Origin of the sequence: Marivita geojedonensis (assembly GCF_002115805.1) — a bacterium.
Classification (GTDB): Bacteria; Pseudomonadota; Alphaproteobacteria; order Rhodobacterales; family Rhodobacteraceae; genus Marivita; species Marivita geojedonensis.
Window position 1 is genome coordinate 83916 of sequence record NZ_JFKC01000013.1, and the last position, 18957, is coordinate 102872.

General features: G+C 60.4%; 21 protein-coding genes. 5 read left to right on the plus strand and 16 right to left on the minus strand.

The genetic code is table 11. The annotated features are described in order from the left end of the window. Position 1 precedes the first annotated feature (1 nt). The 3 genes from MGEO_RS13460 to MGEO_RS21940 are packed head-to-tail and all read left to right on the plus strand — an operon-like array spanning position 2 to position 1824. Entirely contained in the window at positions 2-262 is a 261-nt protein-coding gene (locus tag MGEO_RS13460) for a multiubiquitin domain-containing protein (RefSeq protein WP_085638637.1), read from the plus strand. Beyond that, entirely contained in the window at positions 237-1427 is a 1191-nt protein-coding gene (locus MGEO_RS13465) for a ThiF family adenylyltransferase (RefSeq protein WP_085638640.1), read from the plus strand. The genes MGEO_RS13460 and MGEO_RS13465 overlap by 26 nt, the downstream gene beginning before the upstream one ends. A gap of 28 nt (positions 1428-1455) precedes the next feature. Beyond that, positions 1456-1824: a DUF6527 family protein gene (locus MGEO_RS21940; RefSeq protein ID WP_408607519.1), complete on the plus strand. Its 369-nt coding sequence runs from the start codon at positions 1456-1458 to the stop codon at positions 1822-1824. Positions 1825-2105: 281 nt separating this feature from the next. Here MGEO_RS21940 and MGEO_RS13475 read toward each other — a convergent pair whose 3' ends face one another. From MGEO_RS13475 to MGEO_RS13535, 13 genes are all read right to left on the minus strand, one after another. Beyond that, positions 2106-2834: a DUF736 family protein gene (locus MGEO_RS13475; RefSeq protein ID WP_085638645.1), complete on the minus strand. Its 729-nt coding sequence runs from the start codon at positions 2832-2834 to the stop codon at positions 2106-2108. Between the two features lie 124 nt (positions 2835-2958). Then, positions 2959-3261, minus strand: coding sequence for a hypothetical protein (locus tag MGEO_RS13480; RefSeq protein ID WP_085638648.1), 303 nt, complete (start codon positions 3259-3261; stop codon positions 2959-2961). A gap of 16 nt (positions 3262-3277) precedes the next feature. Then, positions 3278-7552: a strawberry notch family protein gene (locus MGEO_RS13485; RefSeq protein ID WP_085638651.1), complete on the minus strand. Its 4275-nt coding sequence runs from the start codon at positions 7550-7552 to the stop codon at positions 3278-3280. Between the two features lie 104 nt (positions 7553-7656). Continuing rightward, positions 7657-7809 (minus strand): antitoxin PaaA2 family protein, encoded by a 153-nt coding sequence (locus MGEO_RS13490; RefSeq protein ID WP_085638654.1) that lies wholly within the window; start codon positions 7807-7809, stop codon positions 7657-7659. Between the two features lie 147 nt (positions 7810-7956). After that, positions 7957-8475: a type II toxin-antitoxin system YhaV family toxin gene (locus MGEO_RS13495; protein ID WP_085638657.1), complete on the minus strand. Its 519-nt coding sequence runs from the start codon at positions 8473-8475 to the stop codon at positions 7957-7959. After that, positions 8472-8798, minus strand: a complete 327-nt coding sequence (locus MGEO_RS13500; protein WP_085638706.1) for a type II toxin-antitoxin system PrlF family antitoxin — start codon at positions 8796-8798, stop codon at positions 8472-8474. The genes MGEO_RS13495 and MGEO_RS13500 overlap by 4 nt, the downstream gene beginning before the upstream one ends. A gap of 124 nt (positions 8799-8922) precedes the next feature. Next, positions 8923-9576 carry a DUF6927 domain-containing protein gene (locus MGEO_RS13505; protein ID WP_085638660.1) on the minus strand — a complete coding sequence of 218 codons (654 nt, stop codon included), beginning with the start codon at positions 9574-9576 and terminating at the stop codon, positions 8923-8925. Continuing rightward, positions 9576-10169 (minus strand): regulator, encoded by a 594-nt coding sequence (locus MGEO_RS13510; RefSeq protein ID WP_085638663.1) that lies wholly within the window; start codon positions 10167-10169, stop codon positions 9576-9578. Before MGEO_RS13510 ends, MGEO_RS13505 begins: the two co-directional genes overlap by 1 nt. Positions 10170-10243: 74 nt before the next feature. After that, on the minus strand, positions 10244-12226 hold the full coding sequence (locus MGEO_RS13515; protein WP_085638666.1) for a ParB/RepB/Spo0J family partition protein: 1983 nt from the start codon (positions 12224-12226) through the stop codon (positions 10244-10246). A 154-nt stretch (positions 12227-12380) separates the two neighbouring features. Next, positions 12381-12770 carry a DUF3768 domain-containing protein gene (locus tag MGEO_RS13520; protein WP_085638669.1) on the minus strand — a complete coding sequence of 130 codons (390 nt, stop codon included), beginning with the start codon at positions 12768-12770 and terminating at the stop codon, positions 12381-12383. Between the two features lie 87 nt (positions 12771-12857). After that, positions 12858-13067, minus strand: a complete 210-nt coding sequence (locus tag MGEO_RS13525) for a DUF6330 family protein (RefSeq protein WP_035839522.1) — start codon at positions 13065-13067, stop codon at positions 12858-12860. 23 nt (positions 13068-13090) lie between these two features. After that, on the minus strand, positions 13091-14029 hold the full coding sequence (locus MGEO_RS13530; protein ID WP_085638672.1) for an ArdC family protein: 939 nt from the start codon (positions 14027-14029) through the stop codon (positions 13091-13093). A gap of 40 nt (positions 14030-14069) precedes the next feature. Beyond that, a complete protein-coding gene (locus MGEO_RS13535) occupies positions 14070-14555 on the minus strand; it encodes a hypothetical protein (RefSeq protein WP_085638675.1) in 486 nt (161 codons plus the stop codon). A gap of 445 nt (positions 14556-15000) precedes the next feature. Here MGEO_RS13535 and MGEO_RS13540 point away from each other — a divergent pair, with 445 nt between their 5' ends. Both MGEO_RS13540 and MGEO_RS13545 read left to right on the plus strand, forming a co-directional pair. Then, complete coding sequence (locus MGEO_RS13540; protein WP_027264271.1) at positions 15001-15351, plus strand: MbcA/ParS/Xre antitoxin family protein; 351 nt, start codon at positions 15001-15003, stop codon at positions 15349-15351. Further along, complete coding sequence (locus MGEO_RS13545) at positions 15351-15863, plus strand: RES family NAD+ phosphorylase (RefSeq protein ID WP_085638678.1); 513 nt, start codon at positions 15351-15353, stop codon at positions 15861-15863. The genes MGEO_RS13540 and MGEO_RS13545 overlap by 1 nt, the downstream gene beginning before the upstream one ends. A gap of 132 nt (positions 15864-15995) precedes the next feature. Here the strand turns inward: MGEO_RS13545 and repC are convergent, their stop codons facing one another. The 3 genes from repC to MGEO_RS13560 form a co-directional block, all read right to left on the minus strand. Further along, a complete protein-coding gene (repC, locus tag MGEO_RS13550) occupies positions 15996-17093 on the minus strand; it encodes a plasmid replication protein RepC (RefSeq protein WP_085638682.1) in 1098 nt (365 codons plus the stop codon). Between the two features lie 237 nt (positions 17094-17330). After that, a complete protein-coding gene (repB, locus tag MGEO_RS13555) occupies positions 17331-18299 on the minus strand; it encodes a plasmid partitioning protein RepB (RefSeq protein WP_233139926.1) in 969 nt (322 codons plus the stop codon). Then, a partial coding sequence (locus tag MGEO_RS13560; RefSeq protein WP_158091021.1) for an AAA family ATPase occupies positions 18299-18957 on the minus strand: 659 nt, incomplete at its 5' end. The genes repB and MGEO_RS13560, both read right to left, overlap by 1 nt.

Here is an 18957-nt window from a genome sequence, read left to right on the forward strand (position 1 = left end):
AATGGGTATCATGAAAGACAACAAAACCGTCACCATCGTGGTTGAAGGCACTCCTCATGAGTGGCCGAAGAACGGCGAAATTACTTACACCCAGCTCGTCGCGCTGGAGTTTCCTGATTTCGAGCAACACCCCGAAACGACATATTCGATCAAGTATACCAAGGGGCAGGGGAACAAGCCGGAGGGCGTCCTGGTCGCTGGCGGCTCGGTGAAAGTCAAAGAAGGGATGATCTTCAATGTCTCGTCAACTGGCCAGTCATAATGACGATATCCGACGCCTGATCGAGAAGGGGTTCGCGGTCAGCGAGGACAGTAACTATCTCATCGTTCGCGATATCCCTTACCTTGACGCAAATCTTGAGCTAGCGACCGGTGCATTCGTTGCAACGCTGGTTGCCATCGACGAGCACAGGGTTCGGCAGGATGACCACCAGGTCTGGTTTGCGGGTGGGGTTCCTCACGGGCTTGACGCCAAACCGATCCCGAACCTCGGGGGTGGTCCCTGCTCTCTCCATCTCGGCCCTGCGGCTTCCGATATCGTCGTGGAGCGGCGATTTTCCAACAAGCCATTGGTAGCCCAACGGTTTGCCGATTTCTTCGAAAAGATTGAGAGTTACACCAATATCATCGCGGGGCCCGCGATGGAGCGCTACGGCGCATCGCCCTACACTTTTCGACTATCGGACGAAGCTGCCAAGGATCCGATTTTCAAGTTTCGTGACACTTTGACAAGCCGGGGGGAGCTTACCGACCTGATCACCTGCTTCGACGATGAAGTTGTTGCTGTGATCGGCCTAGGAGGAACAGGCAGCTATGTTCTGGACTTCATGGTGAAGACACCCGTCGCTGAAATTCGTGCATTCGATGCAGATCGATTCCACGTACACAACGCCTTTCGATCACCAGGACATGTCGACCCTTCGGAGTTCGACAAGACGAAGGCCGAAGTCAGCCTCGCCCGGTACAGCAACTTCCGCTACGGGCTCTCAGCCAAACCGACTTACATAGACGGTTCTTCGGAAGACGAGCTAAGCGGTGTCACATTCGCATTCGTTTGCGTCGACAAGGGCGCGGCACGTGCCGAGATCTTCCGGGCACTGGTGGAACGAAAAATTCCGTTCATTGACGTTGGAATGGGATTGAAAAGGAAGGATCAAGGTTTGGGTGGTATGGTCCGCGTCACCTATTTTCCATCCGAACACAGCGAAGAAGTGATGCGAAAGTCACACGCGCCTCTGCAAGATGATCCTGAAGACCTATACCGTGCGAGAGTTCAGATCGGTGAGTTGAACGCCTTGAATGCTGCTCTTGCAGTGATGCGCTACAAGCAATTGCGCGGGTTCTACAAGGACGCGTCCGATTGGGAGAATCTTCTGTTCGATACGACGGACTTGAAGAGCGTCGGGGTGTCGACCCGTGAAGATTGAACACTTTTCGCTACAATCTGTCCGGTACATGCCAAAGCTGCTGGAACCAGGCATTCTTTATGTGTCGGAGGAGTTCCATACCGCTGCCCACCTTTGTGCCTGTGGGTGCGGGCAGAAGGTCCGAACACCCCTTGGCCCCACTGAGTGGAGCGTCAGAGCAGCCTCGCGTGGACCGACCCTTCGCCCTTCTGTCGGAAACTGGCAACTGCCCTGCAAGTCCCATTACTTGATCACGAATGGAAGCGTCCAATGGTCCAATCAGTGGACCGAAAAGCAGATCCGGGCGGGGCAAGAAAGGGAACATGAGAGGCGCTCTGCCTACTATGAAGCGCGTAGGCCAAGGGTATCTTGGTGGCGACAGTTGCTAAACTTTGTGCGCAAAATGCTCGGTCTTTGATGGAAGGGGGTTTGCACGCTTTCCGAAGGCAGCAATTGGGATGGCCATCTTGCGGGCCTTGTCGGCTGGGTTGTCCTGGAAATCGATGCAAGAAAAGACAACGGCGCCAATCGAAATAGAATCTAACAACCGGTCGTAGTGCGAGAATGGCATTGGCTAGTCTGCGGAGATCTGGCCATGATCATGGGAGATTGAACTTATTGCCAAGCTGACACGACAAAAGGGGAACCGTGTCCCCACGGTTCCCGATACCATTCCTGCACCGAAGATTCTCGCCCGACTCAGGCCACCAGCGACAGCCCCGCGCCTGCGTCCTGCGGCTGCTCACCGCTGTCGATGAACGGGATGATCGAGAAGGTCTGCCCGCCGCGCTGTTCTTCGTTCTGCACGGCCTTCACGCGCAGGTCGCCGTCGGGCGTGTTGATCAGCAGCGACAGGTAGTCATTGCCCGTGCGGCTGCTTTTGGCCATCCAGGCCGAGCCGACGCGGATCGGTGTGCCCCGGGGCGAGCTGACCTCGATGCGGTAATCGGGGTGGGTCTCCTCGGATTTGTAGCTGTTCTCGATCAACATGAACTCCAGATCGAACATCATGTTGGCGATGTAGCCGGTGAAGGCGTTGTCAGCGTCCATGGCGGTAAGCTCGCCTGAGATCGAGCCGGATTTCATCAGGCCGTTCGAGACCAGCGGGATGATCTCGAATTCGCCGCTCTGGGCCGCGCGCGCCTCTTTCGTCTGCACCGCGTTGACCCGGAACGGGCCGAGGCCGACATCGATTTGCATCGAGATGTAGGGGTTGCCGCTGGTATTGCCGGTCTCATTCCAGGCCGTGCCGATGCGCACCTTGCGGCCCGACTTGTTGACCGCGGTCACGTCGAAATCCGGGCTGCGTTCCGACATCTTGGGGCGGGTTTCAAGCTGGATGGCGATATCGAAGCGCGTCGAATGGATCATGCCGGTGTATTCGGCGGCTGCGGTCTCGACGTTGCGGGTGAGGGTTCCTGCGAACATGGGATGGTTCCTTTTCGGTTGGCCGGTGCCTGACGTCCTTGCCAGCGCATCCGGGATTGCTTTCTCGACCCCTCCTGGGATCACAAACCAGAAAGCTCGCTTTCCTTTCAGCCCCGCCCATGGTTCAGAGCTGGCGTCCGAGTGGGAATGCCCCCGCGCCTCCAGGTGCTACGCCCCTCCCCTCCACGTCTGGTCTTGATTGGCTGCCCGGATAATCCGCGTCGTCTTCCGACCGCGCGATGAAGAACTCCACCTCTTTTCCGTTCAACCCGTGCCCGCCCCGGTCGGTCAGGCCGATGCAGCTGCCGTTCGGCAGATAAGTGATGAGGTACTGACCGAGCCGGTCCTTGTGGACAACGTAGCCGGTATTGGCCCAGTGCACGGTCTGACCGGCATCGACCGCAGCCTTGATTTCTTCGAGTGTCATGGCCGTCCCCCCTCATTTATTCCGCAGCCACTGAAGCCACGCCCTGCGCGGCGTCTGGTCGAGTTCCAACAATCCGGGAGAGTATGGCCAATGTGTCGATCCCGTCCCCATGCGGCAGGAACACCCGCAGCTGGAAGGCGATGATCTCCGTGAAACACCCCATGGCCTTGAGGCCGTCGATCATGCCCTTGTCCGCGCCGCTAAGCTCGAGACGCATCTCGCCTGCGACGCGGCGACGGGTCAGGGTCAGACCCCGACCCAGATCGACAGGCGCGGTGGCGCCGAGGGCTGCGGTCAGCATCTCCTGCGGTGTTTGCGGGTTGGAGACGAGGAAGCGGGCGCGGAGCGCGGCCGCGCCTTCTTCGCTCAGCGTGCGCCCGATCATGGCGGTCGCCCCGTCGAGCGTGACGCGGTAGATGCGCTCATTGGTGGTCGGAATGTCCTTCCAGATCGGCAGCAGCAGCCCGGTCAGCAGGTAGAGCTTGGTTGTGGTGGTCTTGGGCAAGGAGGCAGCCTCCGCATCCCAAAGCCGTGCGAACTCAGGCTTTCCGATGTCTTCCCAGGCCGAAGGCGTAAACCGCGCCTCCTCCAGGTAGCTCGACCCGTTTGGCCGCACCGCCTTGCGCATCAACGTGACGATGTCCTCGTCATACATCTGCATAGGCCGTGCCGAGATCAGCGCCGCGCGACCGGAGGCGCGGTTGACCATCGGTAGCTTGTCGGGATTGCGCGACATGGCCTCTTCAGCATCCGGGACATGGACCGGGTCCGTCACCTCGAGCCCGATGATCCGCGTCACGGCACCGGATTTCGGGCAGGTCCAGAGATCCTCCGTGGATACCTGCTCGATCTTTTCGCCGCGCAGGGTTTCTACGCCGAGATCGAGCGTGCCCGCCGCGCGCGCCCGTTCAGTCTGATCGGCAATCCGGCGCATGAACTCGGCAAAGAGCGCGTTCTGCATGTGGATGGGCAGGGCCAGAACCCGGTTCAGAAACCGCTGGATCGGGGGAAGCTCCTCAAGGAGCACCCCGTCCTTGTCGATCAGCCGCAGGGCCGTCCAGTCGGTGAAGCTCTCGTAGCTCATCGCCTCGGCGCGCCCGGCGGCAAGATCGGCGAAATACCCACGCAGCGCCGCCCGTGCGATCGGGCTTTCGAGATTGTCCTCCTCGCGGAACATGCCTTGCGAGCCGGTTTCGCGCTGGCCCTTCGTCAAGGCCCCTAGCTGGTCGAGGCGTTTGGCGATCGTCGAGGTGAAGCGCTTCTCGCCATGCACATCCGAGGTGCAGACCCGGAAGAAGGGCGCGCTGACCTGGGCCGAGCGATGCGTGCGGCCGAGCCCCTGGATGGCCGCATCGGCACGCCAGCCAGGCTCCAGCAGGTAGTGCCGCCGCCGCTTCTGGTTCTTCGCGGTTTGCGCCGCGTGATAGGACCGGCCCGTCCCGCCCGCATCGGAGAAGATCAGGATATCCTTTTCGCCATCCATGAAGGCCTGGGTCTCGGAGGAATTGCTGCTGGGGCTGCGCTTTTCGATGAAGAGATGGCCGTCCTCGGCCTTGAGGGGCCGGATCGATCGGCCCGTGACTTCAGCGACGGCCTCGTCGCCAAAGGCCCAGAGGATCTGGTCCAGCGCCGAGGGGATTGGCGCCAGTGTCATCAACTCCATCATGGCCGCATCGCGCAAGGCAAGCGCCTCGCGCGAGACAACCAGCGCGCCATTCGCGTCGCGCAAAGGCTCGGCGACCATGTTGCCGTCGATCTCGACCAGCTTTTGCGCATGGATCGGGAAGGCCTGCTCGAGATAGCCCAGGACGTAGTCCCGCGGTGTCAACGCGCCCTCGACGAGCTCGTCTTCCGCGTCCATCGTTTCAAGCCGGCGTTTCAGCAGGCTCTCGCCGGTCGAAACCACCTGGATGACGCAAGCATTGCCCGCCGCCAGATCCTCCTCGATGGCGCGGATGATGGTTGGCGCCTTCATGCCCATCAGGAGATGGTTGAAGAAGCGCTGCTTCGTGCTCTCGAAGCGGGACTTGGCCGAGGCGCGTGCGGCCGAGGCATTGGTCTCCCCCGAGGCGTCATTGACGCCAGTCGCGGTCAGTGCAGCTTCGAGATTGTGGTGGATCGTCCGAAACGCGCACGCATAGGCGTCGTAGATCTCGATCTGGGCCGGGGTGAGCGCATGTTCCAGCACGTCATACTCGACCCCATCGAAGCTGAGAGCGCGGGCAGTATAGAGCCCGAGCGTCTTGAGATCGCGCGCGACCACCTCCATGGCGGCGACACCGCCTGCTTCCATCGCAGAGACGAAATTCTCGCGGCTTGGGAAGGGGTATTCGGGGCCTTGCCCCCAGAGACCGAGACGCGCCGCATAGGCCAGGTTGTGCACACTCGTAGCGCCCGTGGCCGAGATGTAAAAGACGCGGGCGCGTGGCGCGGCCAGTTGCAACCGGAGGCCAGCAAGGCCCTGCTGCGAGGGTTTCACCCCCCTGCCCTGCTCTGACCCGGCCGCATTCTGCATGGCATGGGCCTCATCAAAGGCCAGCACGCCGTCGAACTCCGCGCCCATCCAGTCGAGGATCTGGCTGAGCCGCGTGGTGCCGCATTTGCCCGACGAGCGCAGCGTGGCGTAGGTGACGAAGAGGATACCGTCGCCCATCGGGATAGGCTGATCCGGTTTCCATTTGGAGAGCGGCTGAATGTCGGCGGGCGAGCCGCCAAGATCGGTCCAGTCGCGGACCGCGTCCTCGATGAGCGTGGCGGATTTGGAGACCCAGATCGCCTTTCTGCGGCCGGCCAGCCAGTTCACGAGAATGAGCCCCGCGCATTCGCGCCCCTTGCCGCACCCGGTGCCGTCGCCGAGGAAATAGCCGAGGCGATAGGCGCGTGCCTCCGGGTCATCATCGGAGCGCGTCAGCTTGGTCTGGTCATAATCGATCGTAAACCGCCCCGGCAGGTCACGCCCATGGGCATCATGCGCCATGATGATGGTTTCCAGCTGCGCCTCGGAGAGATGTCCCTCCTCGATCAGCTTACCAGGCAGACGTAATTCCGCGCTAGCGGCACCTGAGGGCACCGGCGGGGCCACAGAGGCCATCGCGATGCTCTCGACCAACGGTGTGGGATGCTCCTGCGCGCCCGTGATCTCGATCCGCTGCGGACGGTAGCGCGCATAGATATCCGAGACGGGGGTGTTGTGGCGCGGGATATCAAGGCTCGTGAAACTGAGCGGGACAACAGCAATGACCTGGGGTTTGGAGGTGGTGACAACACTGGCAGCGGCCTTGCGCGGGGCAGATGATGGAACGGTCGGCCGAGCATGAGGGATCGCTTCAGCCCGTTGGCCGGGGCGCATCTCGGGCCGGGTCGCGGCCACGGCGTCGACAAAAGGAAGGGCTTCCTCAAGGTCCTGGACTGTAGCGCGGATCATCTCGCCTTCTTCCTGCACCTTGTCGAATACCATCAGCTGGGTTTCCACAGAGGTGCCGAGCTTGCGATAGACCTGCCCCGGCATCGTCAGCGCCAGTCGCGGCGTGAGGAGACCGCAGGCGCGGGACCAATGCGCGGCATCGCGCTCAGACGTGAAGCCGAGCGGCATGATCGCCACAAGCCGCCCGCCGGGTGCCAAGCGCTTCGCGGCCGCGATGAGATGTTTGGCAGCGATGTGCTTGTCTCGCGAGCGATCGACCGAAGAAGCGAAGGGCGGGTTCATCACCACGACGTTGGGTAGAACCGGCGTCTGCAGCAGATCGTCGATATGCTCCCCGTCATGGCCCTTCACCTCACCGCCGTAGACCGCGCGCAGGAGACGCTGACGAAAGGGATCGATCTCGTTGAGCAGAAGTGTGGCACCCGCCCGGGCAGCGAACGCGGCCAGGGCACCGGTGCCAGCCGACGGCTCCAGCACAGTCTCGCCCTTGAGGATCGCTGCGGCCCGCACCGTCAGGGCCGCGAATGCCAGCGGCGTGGAAAACTGCTGCAGCCGGATTTGCTGCTCCGACCGGCGGGTTTCGGTCAGAAGCCGTGAGGCAAGCAGCTTTGCAGCAGCGATGTCACCTGCCGCGTCGGCCCCACGCAGCAGCACCTGGACGGCCGCAGCCTGCATCAGGTCATAGGCCATGCGCCAGTCCCAGGCGCCCCCGGCATCGCTGCCATGAAACGTCTCGCGCATGATCCGCGCGAGCGCTGAGCTGCGCAGGGGTTGGTAGTCGATCTCCGCGCCGATTTGCGCCAGCGCAGAGGCGAGATCAGCGTCGGAGATTGAAAAAGTCGGGTTCGCCGTTTTGGGCTTGGTCATGGGGATTTTCCTTTGGATCAGGGTCTGAGTTCCAAAGGACAAAAAAGCCCGCTTTCACTTTTCCGTGGTGACGGGATCAGACCGCGCTGACCTCCAAGGCTTGGTCAGGACTTGGGTTCGACCTGCCGCTTCGCATCAATCAAGGCCTGCGCGGCCTGCATTACCTGAACCTGTGAAGTTCCACCGCGTGCATCCTCAAGCGCGGTCTGTACCTGCGCGCGAAACCACGCGTCATACGAATTGACATCAGCCGCCACGGAAATGCTCCTCGAGACCGAGGTGCGGCTGTTCCTTACCCGTTGGGTCCATTGCGCTTTCTCCGACTATGCTATGGGTCGATGCTACATCACCCACAGTGGTGCCGTAAACGGCAAGGCCGTAAGGTTCACAGCTAACCGGGCCACTCACCGATCAGGTACCGCGTCCAGGGACGCCTCGAACCGCTTGCCCGCCGCCGATGCTTCTTTCAAGAGTGCGTCGAAACTGTCAGGTGGATTTCCATCTTCCAGCATCCCTTTGAACGTCGCATAGGCATCCGTCTTGCTGCCGTAGGCGCGCAGGGTCTTATCGTCGTTCACCCAGGCCACCACGATGACCTTGGCATCGCTGTTGAAGCGGTAGAACAACCGATACTGCTGGAAGAATTTCGCCCGGAACCAGTGCTTGCGGTGATCGCCGAGCGTGCCGCCTTGCCGGAAGGCGGCGGCACGCGGATCTGCCGGTATGGCCTCGGTGACCAGCTTGAAGATGGCGGCCAGCCGTTTCGTGGAGTTTTTCTTGCGCCAGGTGTTGGGATCGCGTGCCTTACGCGCTTCAACTTCCTCGATCAGCCCTTCGAGCTGGTCCAGAAAGAGCGGATGCGCATAAATCGACCATCCGTTTACGACAAGGGGCGCCCCTGCGGGCACGCTATCGCCGCTCATTCATCCTCGAGCGATAGCGGCGCATCCAGATCGATGTCAACGTCTCCGACCAGTGCGGCAAGACGGTCGCGCAAAGCCCCATCGAACGCCCGAATGCGGTCCGGATGCGCCTTGATATCGGCCTCGACAAAATCGAGAAATGCGCCGAGCGCGGGATCATCCTCTTCGGCGCGCACGGGCTCGATATAGACCCTGCCACTCGGCTCGGTGCAGTAGCGAATCTGGTCGCCCTTGCCCAACTTGAGCTGTTTGCGCACACCCGCCGGCACGGTCGTCTGATACCGATCAGTGAGCTTCGAGACATCTTGCACAAGGGCTGTCATGGCAGTCTCCTGAAAGAAAAGGGTCTTTGCTTCCTGCGATAGGTAATGCATTTGCATTGCCCTGTCAAGGCAAGCCGCAGGATCTGCTGTCGCCGAAAGGTCGATGAACCGTCCGGCGCAGCACCTATTCTCGTCCCGCGAGATACTCCGCCAACACAGGACTGGCAGCACCTTTCGCGGAGCTGAGCAGCTCAGAACCCGCAAGCGTGGCCTTCGAGAGGCGTACGAGCCCGCCGGTTTCCTCGATCCGGTAGCAGCGGCGTTTTTGCCGCCCCCGCTTGTAGTGGGTCGCGGTGACGATCTGGCAGGTGCTGCCATCGGTGAGCGTCACAGGGGTGGCGAGCCTGATCTTGTCGCCTTCCTTGTAGTCCGGGATCGACGCCCAATCCCGGCAACGCTGGCGCCAGTCCTGGGCGTAGCTGTCCGGGTCTTTCAGATCGGAGAGAAGCTCGATCAGCCCAAGGGGAGCACGAGACTCGTTCGGGCCAGCGCTTTCCTCCATGTCCTTGTAACCCCAGCAGCCGTCATCGTATCGCGTTAGGAAGACAGCCCCGAAAGTGATGGAGCCATCAGGATCGGTCACATAGGTCGCGTCCTCGACAGGGGTGCCATCAAGATTGGTGACCTTTGCCGCCGCATACCAGGTTGAGCCGACCTTGCAGGCTTTGACCAGTTCGGTTTTGCGCGTGTCGCTCTCGAAAGTGCAGAGCCTTGTGATCTCCGCTTTCTCATCCGCGTAGGATTTGACGCGACGGTCCGTGTAGAAGAGCCAACCCATCACGCCACCCTCCGATCATCGAGTTCCATGAGCGCATCGAGCGGCACGCGATAGGGCTGCATGGCGTCGAAATCCTCGCAATTGCCGCAGTTCTGCACGATCGCGAAGGTGTCGCAGGCATCCTTGAGGATGACCCGAAACGTGCCGCCAAGACCGGAGGGCACGTCGTATGTCCCGCCGATGAGATAGTCCGAGGCCCGGCGCACGAAGACGCGGATGCTGTGACCATCGGTGGCGAGCCGGATGGCCCCCCTCCCCCGGTCGATGAGCACCTGCACATCGTCGAGGATGTCGGTGTAGAACTGGCCGGTCAGATCGCGAAACGCCATGCGGCGTTGCGCCATCCAATCTGTGTCCCGAAACGGGTTCATGCCGTCGGCGAAGGCGAAAGAGGGATCGGCCTGTTCGGTGGTGACGATACGGGTGGTCGTGCCATCGATGCCGTTCGAGCGCAGATGCACCCCATTTCCGACGATGAGGATCAGGGCAGGCCTGTCCACGGGTCCGTTCCAGTTGGGCAGGAAGGTCTTGCAGGCGCGCGCATGCGCAATCTGCGCCGCAACTGCGGAGGTAGAGAACTTGAGAATAGCCATGGGGATGTCTTTCGGTTGAGTGTGGGAGGATCGACCCGCGCGGGCGGCATGGCTCGCGCGGGTCGCGTTTGGACTCAGGCCGCTCGCGCGACCTCGCTGTCAGGCTCGGGGGTTTCCTCAATGGGTTCCGCCTCATCACAGGCGACACCGGCGGTCTGCATCATCGGCGGGCACCAGGCGGCCACGGCGGCACGCTGTGCGTCGGTGAGCGTGGCGAAGGGCTCGGCGAAGAGCTTGTCGCAGAAGGCGACGATCTCCTTCTTACTCGACGAGGCCAGCGTCACCGCCTCCTGGGCGAGGCCTAGATCCTCCCCGAGGATCTTCAGGAGCCAGGCCTTCTTGAAGCGATTGAAGAGCGCCGCGTTCGGCGCCCAATGGGCGCGGATATCGGGCATGATCTCGATCTCGAAGTCATGCATCAGGCTGTCGCGCTGGCGGTCCCGCGCGAAGCAGGACTGCGTGGTGCTGGCGGTTGCAAAAGCGACGAGCTTGGCCTTCTCGCCCGGCTTCAGCGCGCGAAACGCCGCGAACTGCGCGGCGGGTGCGCGGGTGTCATCGAGCCAGGACAGATCGAGCGCATCATGCGCCGCCGCCACCTGCTCGAGCGAGGTCTCGTCGATCTCGTCCATCTTGGCGTGGTTGCGGTATTCCTTCCGGGCCTCGACCTTTATCGCCTGCGTGACGCTCATGCCGCGACCCAGAACGTCACTCACCAGTTTGAAGAGCGTCAGATCGAGCGTGGCCTCGGGATGCAGTGCCATCGCGGCCCCGAGCGCCATGGCCCGCTCGGTCTTGAGGTCCTCTGCCAGCGAGGCCGGATAGGTGATTTCGCCGGCGTCCGGGGCCTCCTCTCCGGTCAGGTTGGCCGAGGAGCCGCGCGCACCCTCCTCTTTGACGGTGTCCTCGGGGCGCACGAGGCCCACATGGAGCGTCACCTGCCCATTCGACCACGATGCGATCACACCTGCACGTGCAAGGTCCTCGGCGCTGTAGGCTTCCTGCAGGTCGCGAGCTTCCTCTTCCAAGGCGTCCACGCGGTCGTAGAGCGCATTGTAGGCATCGTCTTCGAGCCCCTCATCCTCCATCTCGAGCTGGAGTTGCTCGAGCGCGGCGGTGATCTCGTCGATGCGCTTCTGGGCAGCCTCATCCGGCTCGATCGGGCCAGGGTAGACACGGCCATAGTCGGCCATCGCCGCATAATCGTAGCGCACGACGGCTTCGGCCCAAGCAAAGCCCATTTTCACACAGGCTTCCTCGGCGGCCGCTGTGAGCTTCTCGAGCAGGATACTCTCGACCAGCGCAGCATCCTCGAGGACAGAATGTTCTTCCAGGAGATCGGCCGCGACGGCCCCGCCCCGTGCCTCATACTCCGCGCGCACAAAGGCCCCGATATCGTCGCTGACCTGCACACCGCGCGACTTAAGTGCCTGCCGCACCGTGTAGGCCTGCAGGTAGCTGTCCTCCTTGGTGAGCGCCTCATAGACTTCGCGCTGCACCTCCTGGCTCGGATGTTCGGCAAAGGCTTTCATCGTGTCGAGCGTGATCGTTTTTGCCCGGGCCGCCGCACGGATGTCGGGGTGGATCAGCCCGTAGCGCAACCGGCCTTTGACGGCGGCGACGGTCGTGCCGAAGGTCTTTGCGATGGTCTCGGGCGTCTGGCCGTCGACCTCCATCATCCGAGCGAAGGCCTCGAACTCGTCGATAGCGTTCATCGGGGCTTGCGTGATGTTCTCGGCGAGCGACAGGGCCGTGGTGACGTCGCAATCCTCGGGCACGAGGCGGCAGTCGACCTTGGTTTTCGTGGTGAAGCCTTTGGCGGCCTTGTCGACGACCAGATCCTTCAGGGCAGCGTGACGGCGCCCGCCGGCGAGTACGGCATATTTGCCGTCGATCTTCTGGACGAGGAGCGGCTGGAGGAGACCCAGCACCGCGATGCTGGCCTTCAGATGCGCGATGTTCTCGGGGTCATATGTTTCCGGCGAGTTGCTCCGCACATTGGCGGGATGTGCAGTCAGATCGCCGATGGCGACAGAAACGGGTTTGAAACTTGCGGTCATGGGATATCCTTCTCGATGGATTTGGAGCGGCCCGCGCGTTTTTGCGCGTGACCAATCCCCGGCTTCAGGGATCACCACGACTAAAGGCCCACTCTCCCTTTGAGGGTCAGTGGGCCTTCATCGCCTGGGGTTTCAGCAGGGGGTATCCCCTGCCCTACCAGTCGCGCGCCATCATGATGGTCAGCACGCGCATGGTGGTGGCGGGGTTGTCCGGGGTCTCGGCCCCGTAGCGGAAATCGGAATCCGCTTCATACAGATCGATTTTCCAGAACACGGTCTCGCCGCGGATCTCGACCGCCCCGAAATCATGCCATCCTTCGGGATCGTTCTCGGGCTCGAAGGTCTCGAACACGCCCGTGGCCTTCACCGCCTCGGCCATGAAGCCGTCACCAGCCTCCATAATCGAGCGGGTGACATGCATCCGGCCCTGGATGGGCTGCTCAGGCGGCACCCCGAGGCACGCGAGCTTGCGAAACGCGTCGTTCTGCGCCGCGATCACACTCGGATCAGGGCGGTCTGCGTGGGGTTGTGCGGTGATGGTCATTGGGCATTCCTCTGAGAAGTTGAAACACCCAATCCAAAGCCCACTTTTCCTTTTCCGCACGGCGGATGAATCGAGGCCGAAGTCGCCCTATCCGAACAGCCCCTTGGGTCTGTAATTGGGGTTGGGGATGTTTTCGATCCAGCCGCCCTGTTCCTTGATGGTCTCGAGCGCTGCCGAGAGTGGATAGGCGCCCTCGGAAGGGCTCCACCAATATGCTCCGCGTTTGAAGGTGATGATCTTGCGGCGGCCACCTTCAAAGCAGGCCACACGCAGCGTCTTGGGTTCCTTGCGTGACATGGGCGTCTCCGTTCTCCCTGTGGTCAGGCGGCCTCGGCGTCCTCCCCTGCCCTCCCCGCCTCCGACCGAGCGATCAGGTAGTCGCAGGCGCGCTGCGCGTCAGCGGCGTGCTTGAATATGGCGCCCTTGTCCGAGCGCAGAACGCGCAGCCAATTGTAGAGGTACGCCGCGTTCATCTCGAGCGTATGGGCCGTAAAGCCGAGCGTCTGGCCAAGGAACACCGAGGTCAGCTCGGCGACGATCTCTTCGCGGGCATAGGCCGTGTTTCCGAAGCGCGAGAGGCCGTAGTCGCGGTTCAGCCGATGGCGCGCCTTGGTGGCATGGGCCAGCTCATGGGCCCAGACCCCGTAGAAATTCCGCGGGTCCTGGAACCGCGCAATCGACGGCATGAAGACCTTGTCCACGGGGGGCAAATAGTACGCTTCCGTCCCCGTGAAGACGGTCGTGATGTCGATGGCGTCGAAAAACGCCTGCATGTGCGGGATGGGCTCGGACGGCGGATGTTCGGGTGTTAGCTCAGGGTCGGGATAGAAGCTCTCGGGCAGGCCCTCGATCTGGCAGGCATTGAACACGCGGTAGGATTTCTGGAAGCGGAAGATGCGGGCTTCCTCAGAGCTATCATCCCCATCGCTGCGGTCGTCCTCGCCGCCGGCGTCTTTCCGGCTTTGACCGTAGTAGACTACGACAGAGGACTTCTCGCCCTTGCGAACCTTTGCGTCCAAGGCATTGGCCTGCGGCAACGTCATCCAGAAGGGCGAGCTGTGGCCCGCCATCACCGTTCGCATCGTCAGCAGGAAGTTGTTCACGCCCTGGTAGGGTTCACCGCCCACGCGCAGGGGACGAGAGCTGCCGCCAGCGGTCCAGGGCTTGCGCCAAGGCAGGACGCCGCGCTCAATGATACGGATGATTTCGTTTGTGATGACCTCGGAGGCATCGAATTTGGGCGTGCGGGATCGGGCCATGGCTGGCCTCCTTTCGAGTGTTGGTGAGGGGGAGTGACGACTAAGTTGATCGACAGAGCCGCGGATCGTTGGTGATGCTCGCACCGAGCTCTTCGACCATGTCGATGTAGCTGGTCCGCGAGACAGACCTGCCGGGACCCGAATAGTCAGGGTCGACCGATCCGTCCCGGGTCACCCGCGGCAGGTTGGCGAAGGCGATGACGTCACTGATGGGTCGGATGTCGATGAACGGGGTTCCTCGTGCGGCCGCGAGGGCGGCCAAGGGAAAACGCTCGATCGGCGCGAAACTCGACACGGTGGTCCAACCGAGATGGATGAACGTCCCACCCTCCCCGCAGATCACATGCGCATTTGGCAATGACGCGACCTGCTTGAGATAGCCGAGATCGCGGAGAACGGCTTTCCGCTCGAGCCGCTGTGCCAGCGCCGTGTGGCCAGTTCGGCGCAGCTCTTTATGCCGCCACCAGGAGGCGGCGGTTGCGCGGAGCACGCGCAAGACACCTGTTTGCATGGGAATGCCCTTCATCAGGAACGGCAGACCGGAACCCGGCCCGGACCCATCTGAGGGACCCCAAAGGCCCTCATCCGTCAGTCACAAAAATCCGAAGTCCACTTTCCCTTTTCACCAGCCAACTGGTCCGGGGGAACGGCCGAGGGTCCGACACCACCGCGGACCCCAGTGACTGCATGCAGTAAGTGGCGGTTCCGATCCAAGATCGGCAAGCCATATCGGCAACCCCGGTCCGACTGCTGCAGTCTTTCTCATAGTATCAATAACTTATCTGACGTTCTCGATCGGCAAAAGCGCTCCAACGGCGACTTCTCAAGCCGAAAAATCAGGATTTGCTTCGTTTAGAGCAATGCAGCGTTACGGATTAGCACGGAAAAAGAAGGCGCAGCATCTCCTGTCAGCTTGAAATTCAGCAATGTTGCCGCTATATACCGTCAGTATCACTGTAGGAACATAGATCATGCACATCACGAACTTTGCTGAAGCTGGGCAATTCGAACCGCGCAAGATCGCCGCGGTGCTACGCACATCAGCAGAAGAGATCGCATTGACTGTCGGCTTGGGCAAAGACGCGTTGCAGAGGCGAGCCCGCATCGGTTCGGACAAGACGCAGCGCCGCCTGCGCGAATTGGTAGAGGTGCTGAACAAAGTCGAACCCCGCTTCGGCTCGGAATTGATGGCCTATGCATGGTACCGGTCAGAGCCCCTGCCCGGCTTTGATGGCCGAACAGCCATGCAGCTGGTTCAGGAAGGCAAAGCGCAGCAAGTTCTGGAATACATCGATGCGGTCGATGCGGGCGTCTTTGCTTGATGCCGCTGAAAGAGGGACGCTACACAGGGCCACTCTATCGCGCCCTGAACCCGGTCTATGCGCGTGAACCTCTGTCCGGACGAGGCGCTGAACTCTATGGAGGGCGCTTTAATGCCAAGGGCACCCCTGCCCTCTACACCTCGCTGGATCCCGCGACCGCTCTTAGAGAAGCCAACCAGGTAGGCAGCCTGCAACCCACGATCCTGGTGTCCTACAAAGCCGACCTTGGGCCTATTTTCGATACCCGCGATCAGGACGGACTTGACCGGTATAACGCGACCGAGGCGATGCTTGCCGACCCTGCATGGCGCATGAAGATGCTCGATGGCCAACCTGTGCCGACACAGGATTTAGCACGCGCCCTCATAGCGGATCGGTTTGCGGGGCTTCTGATCCAGAGTTTTGCGAAGGGCGCGTTATCATCGGGCTTGAACATCGTTTTATGGGCCTGGACTGACAATATCGGTTCTTTGGAAGTGGTGGATGACGAAGAGCGGCTGTCACGCATGTGAGTTGTGAGACTTGGTGTCTGATCTGTCCACCGCGGTGGACATCAGCGGGTCGGAGGAACACGGATTGACCGTGCGTTATCGCCCTAGTGTAATTTGGCTCGGTCGCTTTGATCCACGTGGAGAGCCCGCGCGTCATTGGACTAGTTGCCGGCCAGACGTCCACCGCGGTGGACAATAGGCGGTTTGCATAGCAGGTTTGGACAGACGCTTGATCAAAACCACTGGATCAAACTGGTCTCGACGTTGACCCAAGGTGATACTGTGAAAATACGCTCCAAAGTCCCTGATGCGTTTTCCAAGCTGTAGCATGATGAAGATCGCGCATGACGCTTTCTGAGCTCCTACAGCTTCCTTGGCTTTCTCGAATGTTTCTGGGTGAATGCCCATCATGGGTGCAAGTGTTCGAGCATGGTTTTCAATGTCCAACCAGTTTCTAAGCCTCTCTGTGGAGAATGATGTAGCTTGATCGCAAACTGACGTTAGCAAGTCTGGTTTCAGAGCTTCATTGTCTATGTTGCTATCTAAATCTTTTTTTTCTTTTTCAGACTTAGATTGGTGCCGGACAGTTTGTCCGTCATTGGCGGGCAATTCTATAGTTTCTGGCGGGTCATCTGGGGTATGCAAACTCTGGCATTCTCTGTCTGTGTCTGCGAGCAGCGCGTGGTATTCGGGCAGGCTCAGCTTCCTGCGTAGAGCTTTCCGTGCGTGGTTGATGAATGTGTTGCTGGGATCATGCTCTTCCAAATGGGCGAGCTTTGTAAGGATCTGTTTGCGGACAAATATCCGATCCCGCCGGTTATTTTCCATCTCATGTGCGATGGCGATAAGCTCGCTCGCACGTTGGAGGAGGGGGGTTAGAGACAGTCCATAACTGATGCACTCCCCGCCGGACGAGCGAACGCGGTAGCGCTTTCGGTTCGAGCTGTCATTGCGCTTGATGAAACCGAGTTCGACGAAGCGGTTGATGTGTCTGCGGAGTGTCCGTTCGTCGATTCCGCCGACGCGCTGGCAAATGGAGTCGTTGGACGCGAAAACCGTTTCGCCATGGCCGGGCTTCAAGAAACTGAGCATGGCTTGAAGTGTTTGGATATGGCCAGGACGCAGACCGAATACGCAACGTGCATCTCTAAGTGCCCTGAAGATGGTCCAGATGTCGGTTTCATCCGCAGAAATTGAGCCGCGTGATGCATCAGCACCAGCGGTTCTGATCGATAGTTTTGTAAATGCCATGGTTTGTTCACGACGACCGTTCGGCCTACAGCTTCCCAGTCTCTTCCCAAGATTTCGCTCAGGAAAAGGCAATAAAAATCCGTCCACCGAATCGGTGACTCTTGACCGGTTTGCTGGAGGTTGCTACATCATGAGTGCTAATCGAATGATGAGGGCTCTCCAGGGGAAACTTTGGGGGGCTCTTTTCTTCTGGCCTTCGCTTTTCTCCTCTGCTCGCGTTACTCTGTGTGGCTTGGGTTAGGACCCAGAGCCGCTCTCATTCCGCCACTGTTCGAAGAGCTTCAAAAGCGCTGCCTCCGCGCGCTCTTCGATCCATTGGCCGAATTCTGGGTTGTCCTTCTTGGCGATCTTGATGGCGATCGTTTTCTGATCGATTGTCAGCGTTCCCACAGAGCTACCGTCCGCATCTTTGACGACGGACGTTAGGCTGCCGTTGGCTTGCTTCTTGTCGCTACGTGCCTTGTTCGAGCAAGCCGAGTAGACTGCCTGAAACTTTTCCGCGCTTGGAGTGTCGTCGGGTAGGGCGGCAATCACCTCTTTGGCCGTGTTCACCAGATCTATCTTTTTCGAGAAAGCAGCCAGGTCACCCCATTGCCGTCGTCCGATGCCATGTGCCGGCCCAATCAGCTGTACAAGCCCTTCTGGCAGTTGCTCTATGACGACGCGATGGTTGGACACGCCCTGCCGTGTCAAGCCGAGAGCATCCTGGATGACGTTTGGCTTGTAACCTGATTCCTGCATCTCTTTGATAAAAAGAGATTTCTCAATGAAAGACGGGTCTAGTCGGAGGTTGTTCTCTTGGCCCTGTGCGATCAGAGATGCGTCGTCATCCAAAATTCGGACGATCGCCTTGACCGTTCCACCGACCATGCGGATCGCTGCAAGCCTGCGTCGTCCGTAGATGATGCGGTATCTGTCCGGTTGCGCTGATGGTCGGACCATAATCGGCACTTGTTGCCCATGCTTGCGAATGCTTTCGGCCAACTCATCAATACTGGAATCCTCCAGAACCAACCGATCGCGCAGACCATCCATGTCAATCTGATCGGGCTCGATGTCCCGAATGGAATTCGCGGTGATCTCCCGCAAAGAGTCGCGCAAGCCGCCAACAGATCCTGGCAGTTTTGTCGCTTTTGGCGGGGTAGGGGAGGGGGCCGCGCTCTCCTTCTCGTCCTTTGGAGGCTGATTGAAGATATTTCGGGCCATCAGCGACGCCCCCATGCCATTTGAATTGTTTGTTCCAACTCATCGCCAACGCCGTTCACGCTGGTCAGAGCGCGATCAATCGTTTTCCTGATGAACTGGCTCGGATCAACTTCGTAGACGGTTTGCTGGGTCATACCGGCGTCCGAGATTGCTGTAGACTTCAGCATTGGCTCAGTCATGACCTGTCCTGCCAAGATCGATCTCAGGTAGCCCGCCATCTGGGTCTGAGGCCCGTCCGACGGCTCGTATCTCGTGATCAAGAACTTTACGAAGTCCCATGTAACGCGCTTGCCAATGGCTTCTTCGACAGCCTTTACCGTTTCCGAAGCAAGTTTCAGGAACTGGCTCATTGAAGCAATGTCGAGCATGCCTGGCACGACCGTTACCAGGAGTCCCGTCGAGGCTGCCAACGCCGTTAGGGTCAGAAAGCCAAGTTGAGGCGGGCAGTCGATCAGCACGATGTCGTAACTCGCCTCAACTTCCTCGAGCGCCAAGGCGAGGCGCTCCGCAAATATGGGCTGCACCCGACGGGCGAGGGCGTTTGCCGTCTCAGTTTCGTATTCCGAGAGCATTAGGCCCGCCGGAACCATATCGAGCTTGTGGAAGTAGGTCGTTTGGATGACGTCGGAGAGTGGAACTTGCTCCTCATATCTCAGAG

Excerpts from the sequence above, each read along its gene's own strand:
- MGEO_RS13495 (WP_085638657.1), bottom strand. The coding sequence starts at position 8,475 with ATGAGCGGCGATAGCGTGCCCGCAGGGGCGCCCCTTGTCGTAAACGGA.
- MGEO_RS13500 (WP_085638706.1), bottom strand. The coding sequence starts at position 8,798 with ATGACAGCCCTTGTGCAAGATGTCTCGAAGCTCACTGATCGGTATCAG.
- MGEO_RS13460 (WP_085638637.1), top strand. The coding sequence starts at position 2 with ATGGGTATCATGAAAGACAACAAAACCGTCACCATCGTGGTTGAAGGC.
- MGEO_RS13515 (WP_085638666.1), bottom strand. The coding sequence starts at position 12,226 with ATGACCGCAAGTTTCAAACCCGTTTCTGTCGCCATCGGCGATCTGACT.
- MGEO_RS13465 (WP_085638640.1), top strand. The coding sequence starts at position 237 with ATGTCTCGTCAACTGGCCAGTCATAATGACGATATCCGACGCCTGATC.
- MGEO_RS13535 (WP_085638675.1), bottom strand. The coding sequence starts at position 14,555 with ATGAAGGGCATTCCCATGCAAACAGGTGTCTTGCGCGTGCTCCGCGCA.
- MGEO_RS13540 (WP_027264271.1), top strand. The coding sequence starts at position 15,001 with ATGCACATCACGAACTTTGCTGAAGCTGGGCAATTCGAACCGCGCAAG.
- MGEO_RS13475 (WP_085638645.1), bottom strand. The coding sequence starts at position 2,834 with ATGTTCGCAGGAACCCTCACCCGCAACGTCGAGACCGCAGCCGCCGAA.
- MGEO_RS13545 (WP_085638678.1), top strand. The coding sequence starts at position 15,351 with ATGCCGCTGAAAGAGGGACGCTACACAGGGCCACTCTATCGCGCCCTG.
- repB (WP_233139926.1), bottom strand. The coding sequence starts at position 18,299 with ATGGCCCGAAATATCTTCAATCAGCCTCCAAAGGACGAGAAGGAGAGC.
- MGEO_RS13485 (WP_085638651.1), bottom strand. The coding sequence starts at position 7,552 with ATGACCAAGCCCAAAACGGCGAACCCGACTTTTTCAATCTCCGACGCT.
- MGEO_RS13510 (WP_085638663.1), bottom strand. The coding sequence starts at position 10,169 with ATGGCTATTCTCAAGTTCTCTACCTCCGCAGTTGCGGCGCAGATTGCG.
- MGEO_RS13525 (WP_035839522.1), bottom strand. The coding sequence starts at position 13,067 with ATGTCACGCAAGGAACCCAAGACGCTGCGTGTGGCCTGCTTTGAAGGT.
- MGEO_RS13480 (WP_085638648.1), bottom strand. The coding sequence starts at position 3,261 with ATGACACTCGAAGAAATCAAGGCTGCGGTCGATGCCGGTCAGACCGTG.
- MGEO_RS13505 (WP_085638660.1), bottom strand. The coding sequence starts at position 9,576 with ATGGGTTGGCTCTTCTACACGGACCGTCGCGTCAAATCCTACGCGGAT.
- MGEO_RS21940 (WP_408607519.1), top strand. The coding sequence starts at position 1,456 with ATGCCAAAGCTGCTGGAACCAGGCATTCTTTATGTGTCGGAGGAGTTC.
- MGEO_RS13520 (WP_085638669.1), bottom strand. The coding sequence starts at position 12,770 with ATGACCATCACCGCACAACCCCACGCAGACCGCCCTGATCCGAGTGTG.
- MGEO_RS13530 (WP_085638672.1), bottom strand. The coding sequence starts at position 14,029 with ATGGCCCGATCCCGCACGCCCAAATTCGATGCCTCCGAGGTCATCACA.
- repC (WP_085638682.1), bottom strand. The coding sequence starts at position 17,093 with ATGGCATTTACAAAACTATCGATCAGAACCGCTGGTGCTGATGCATCA.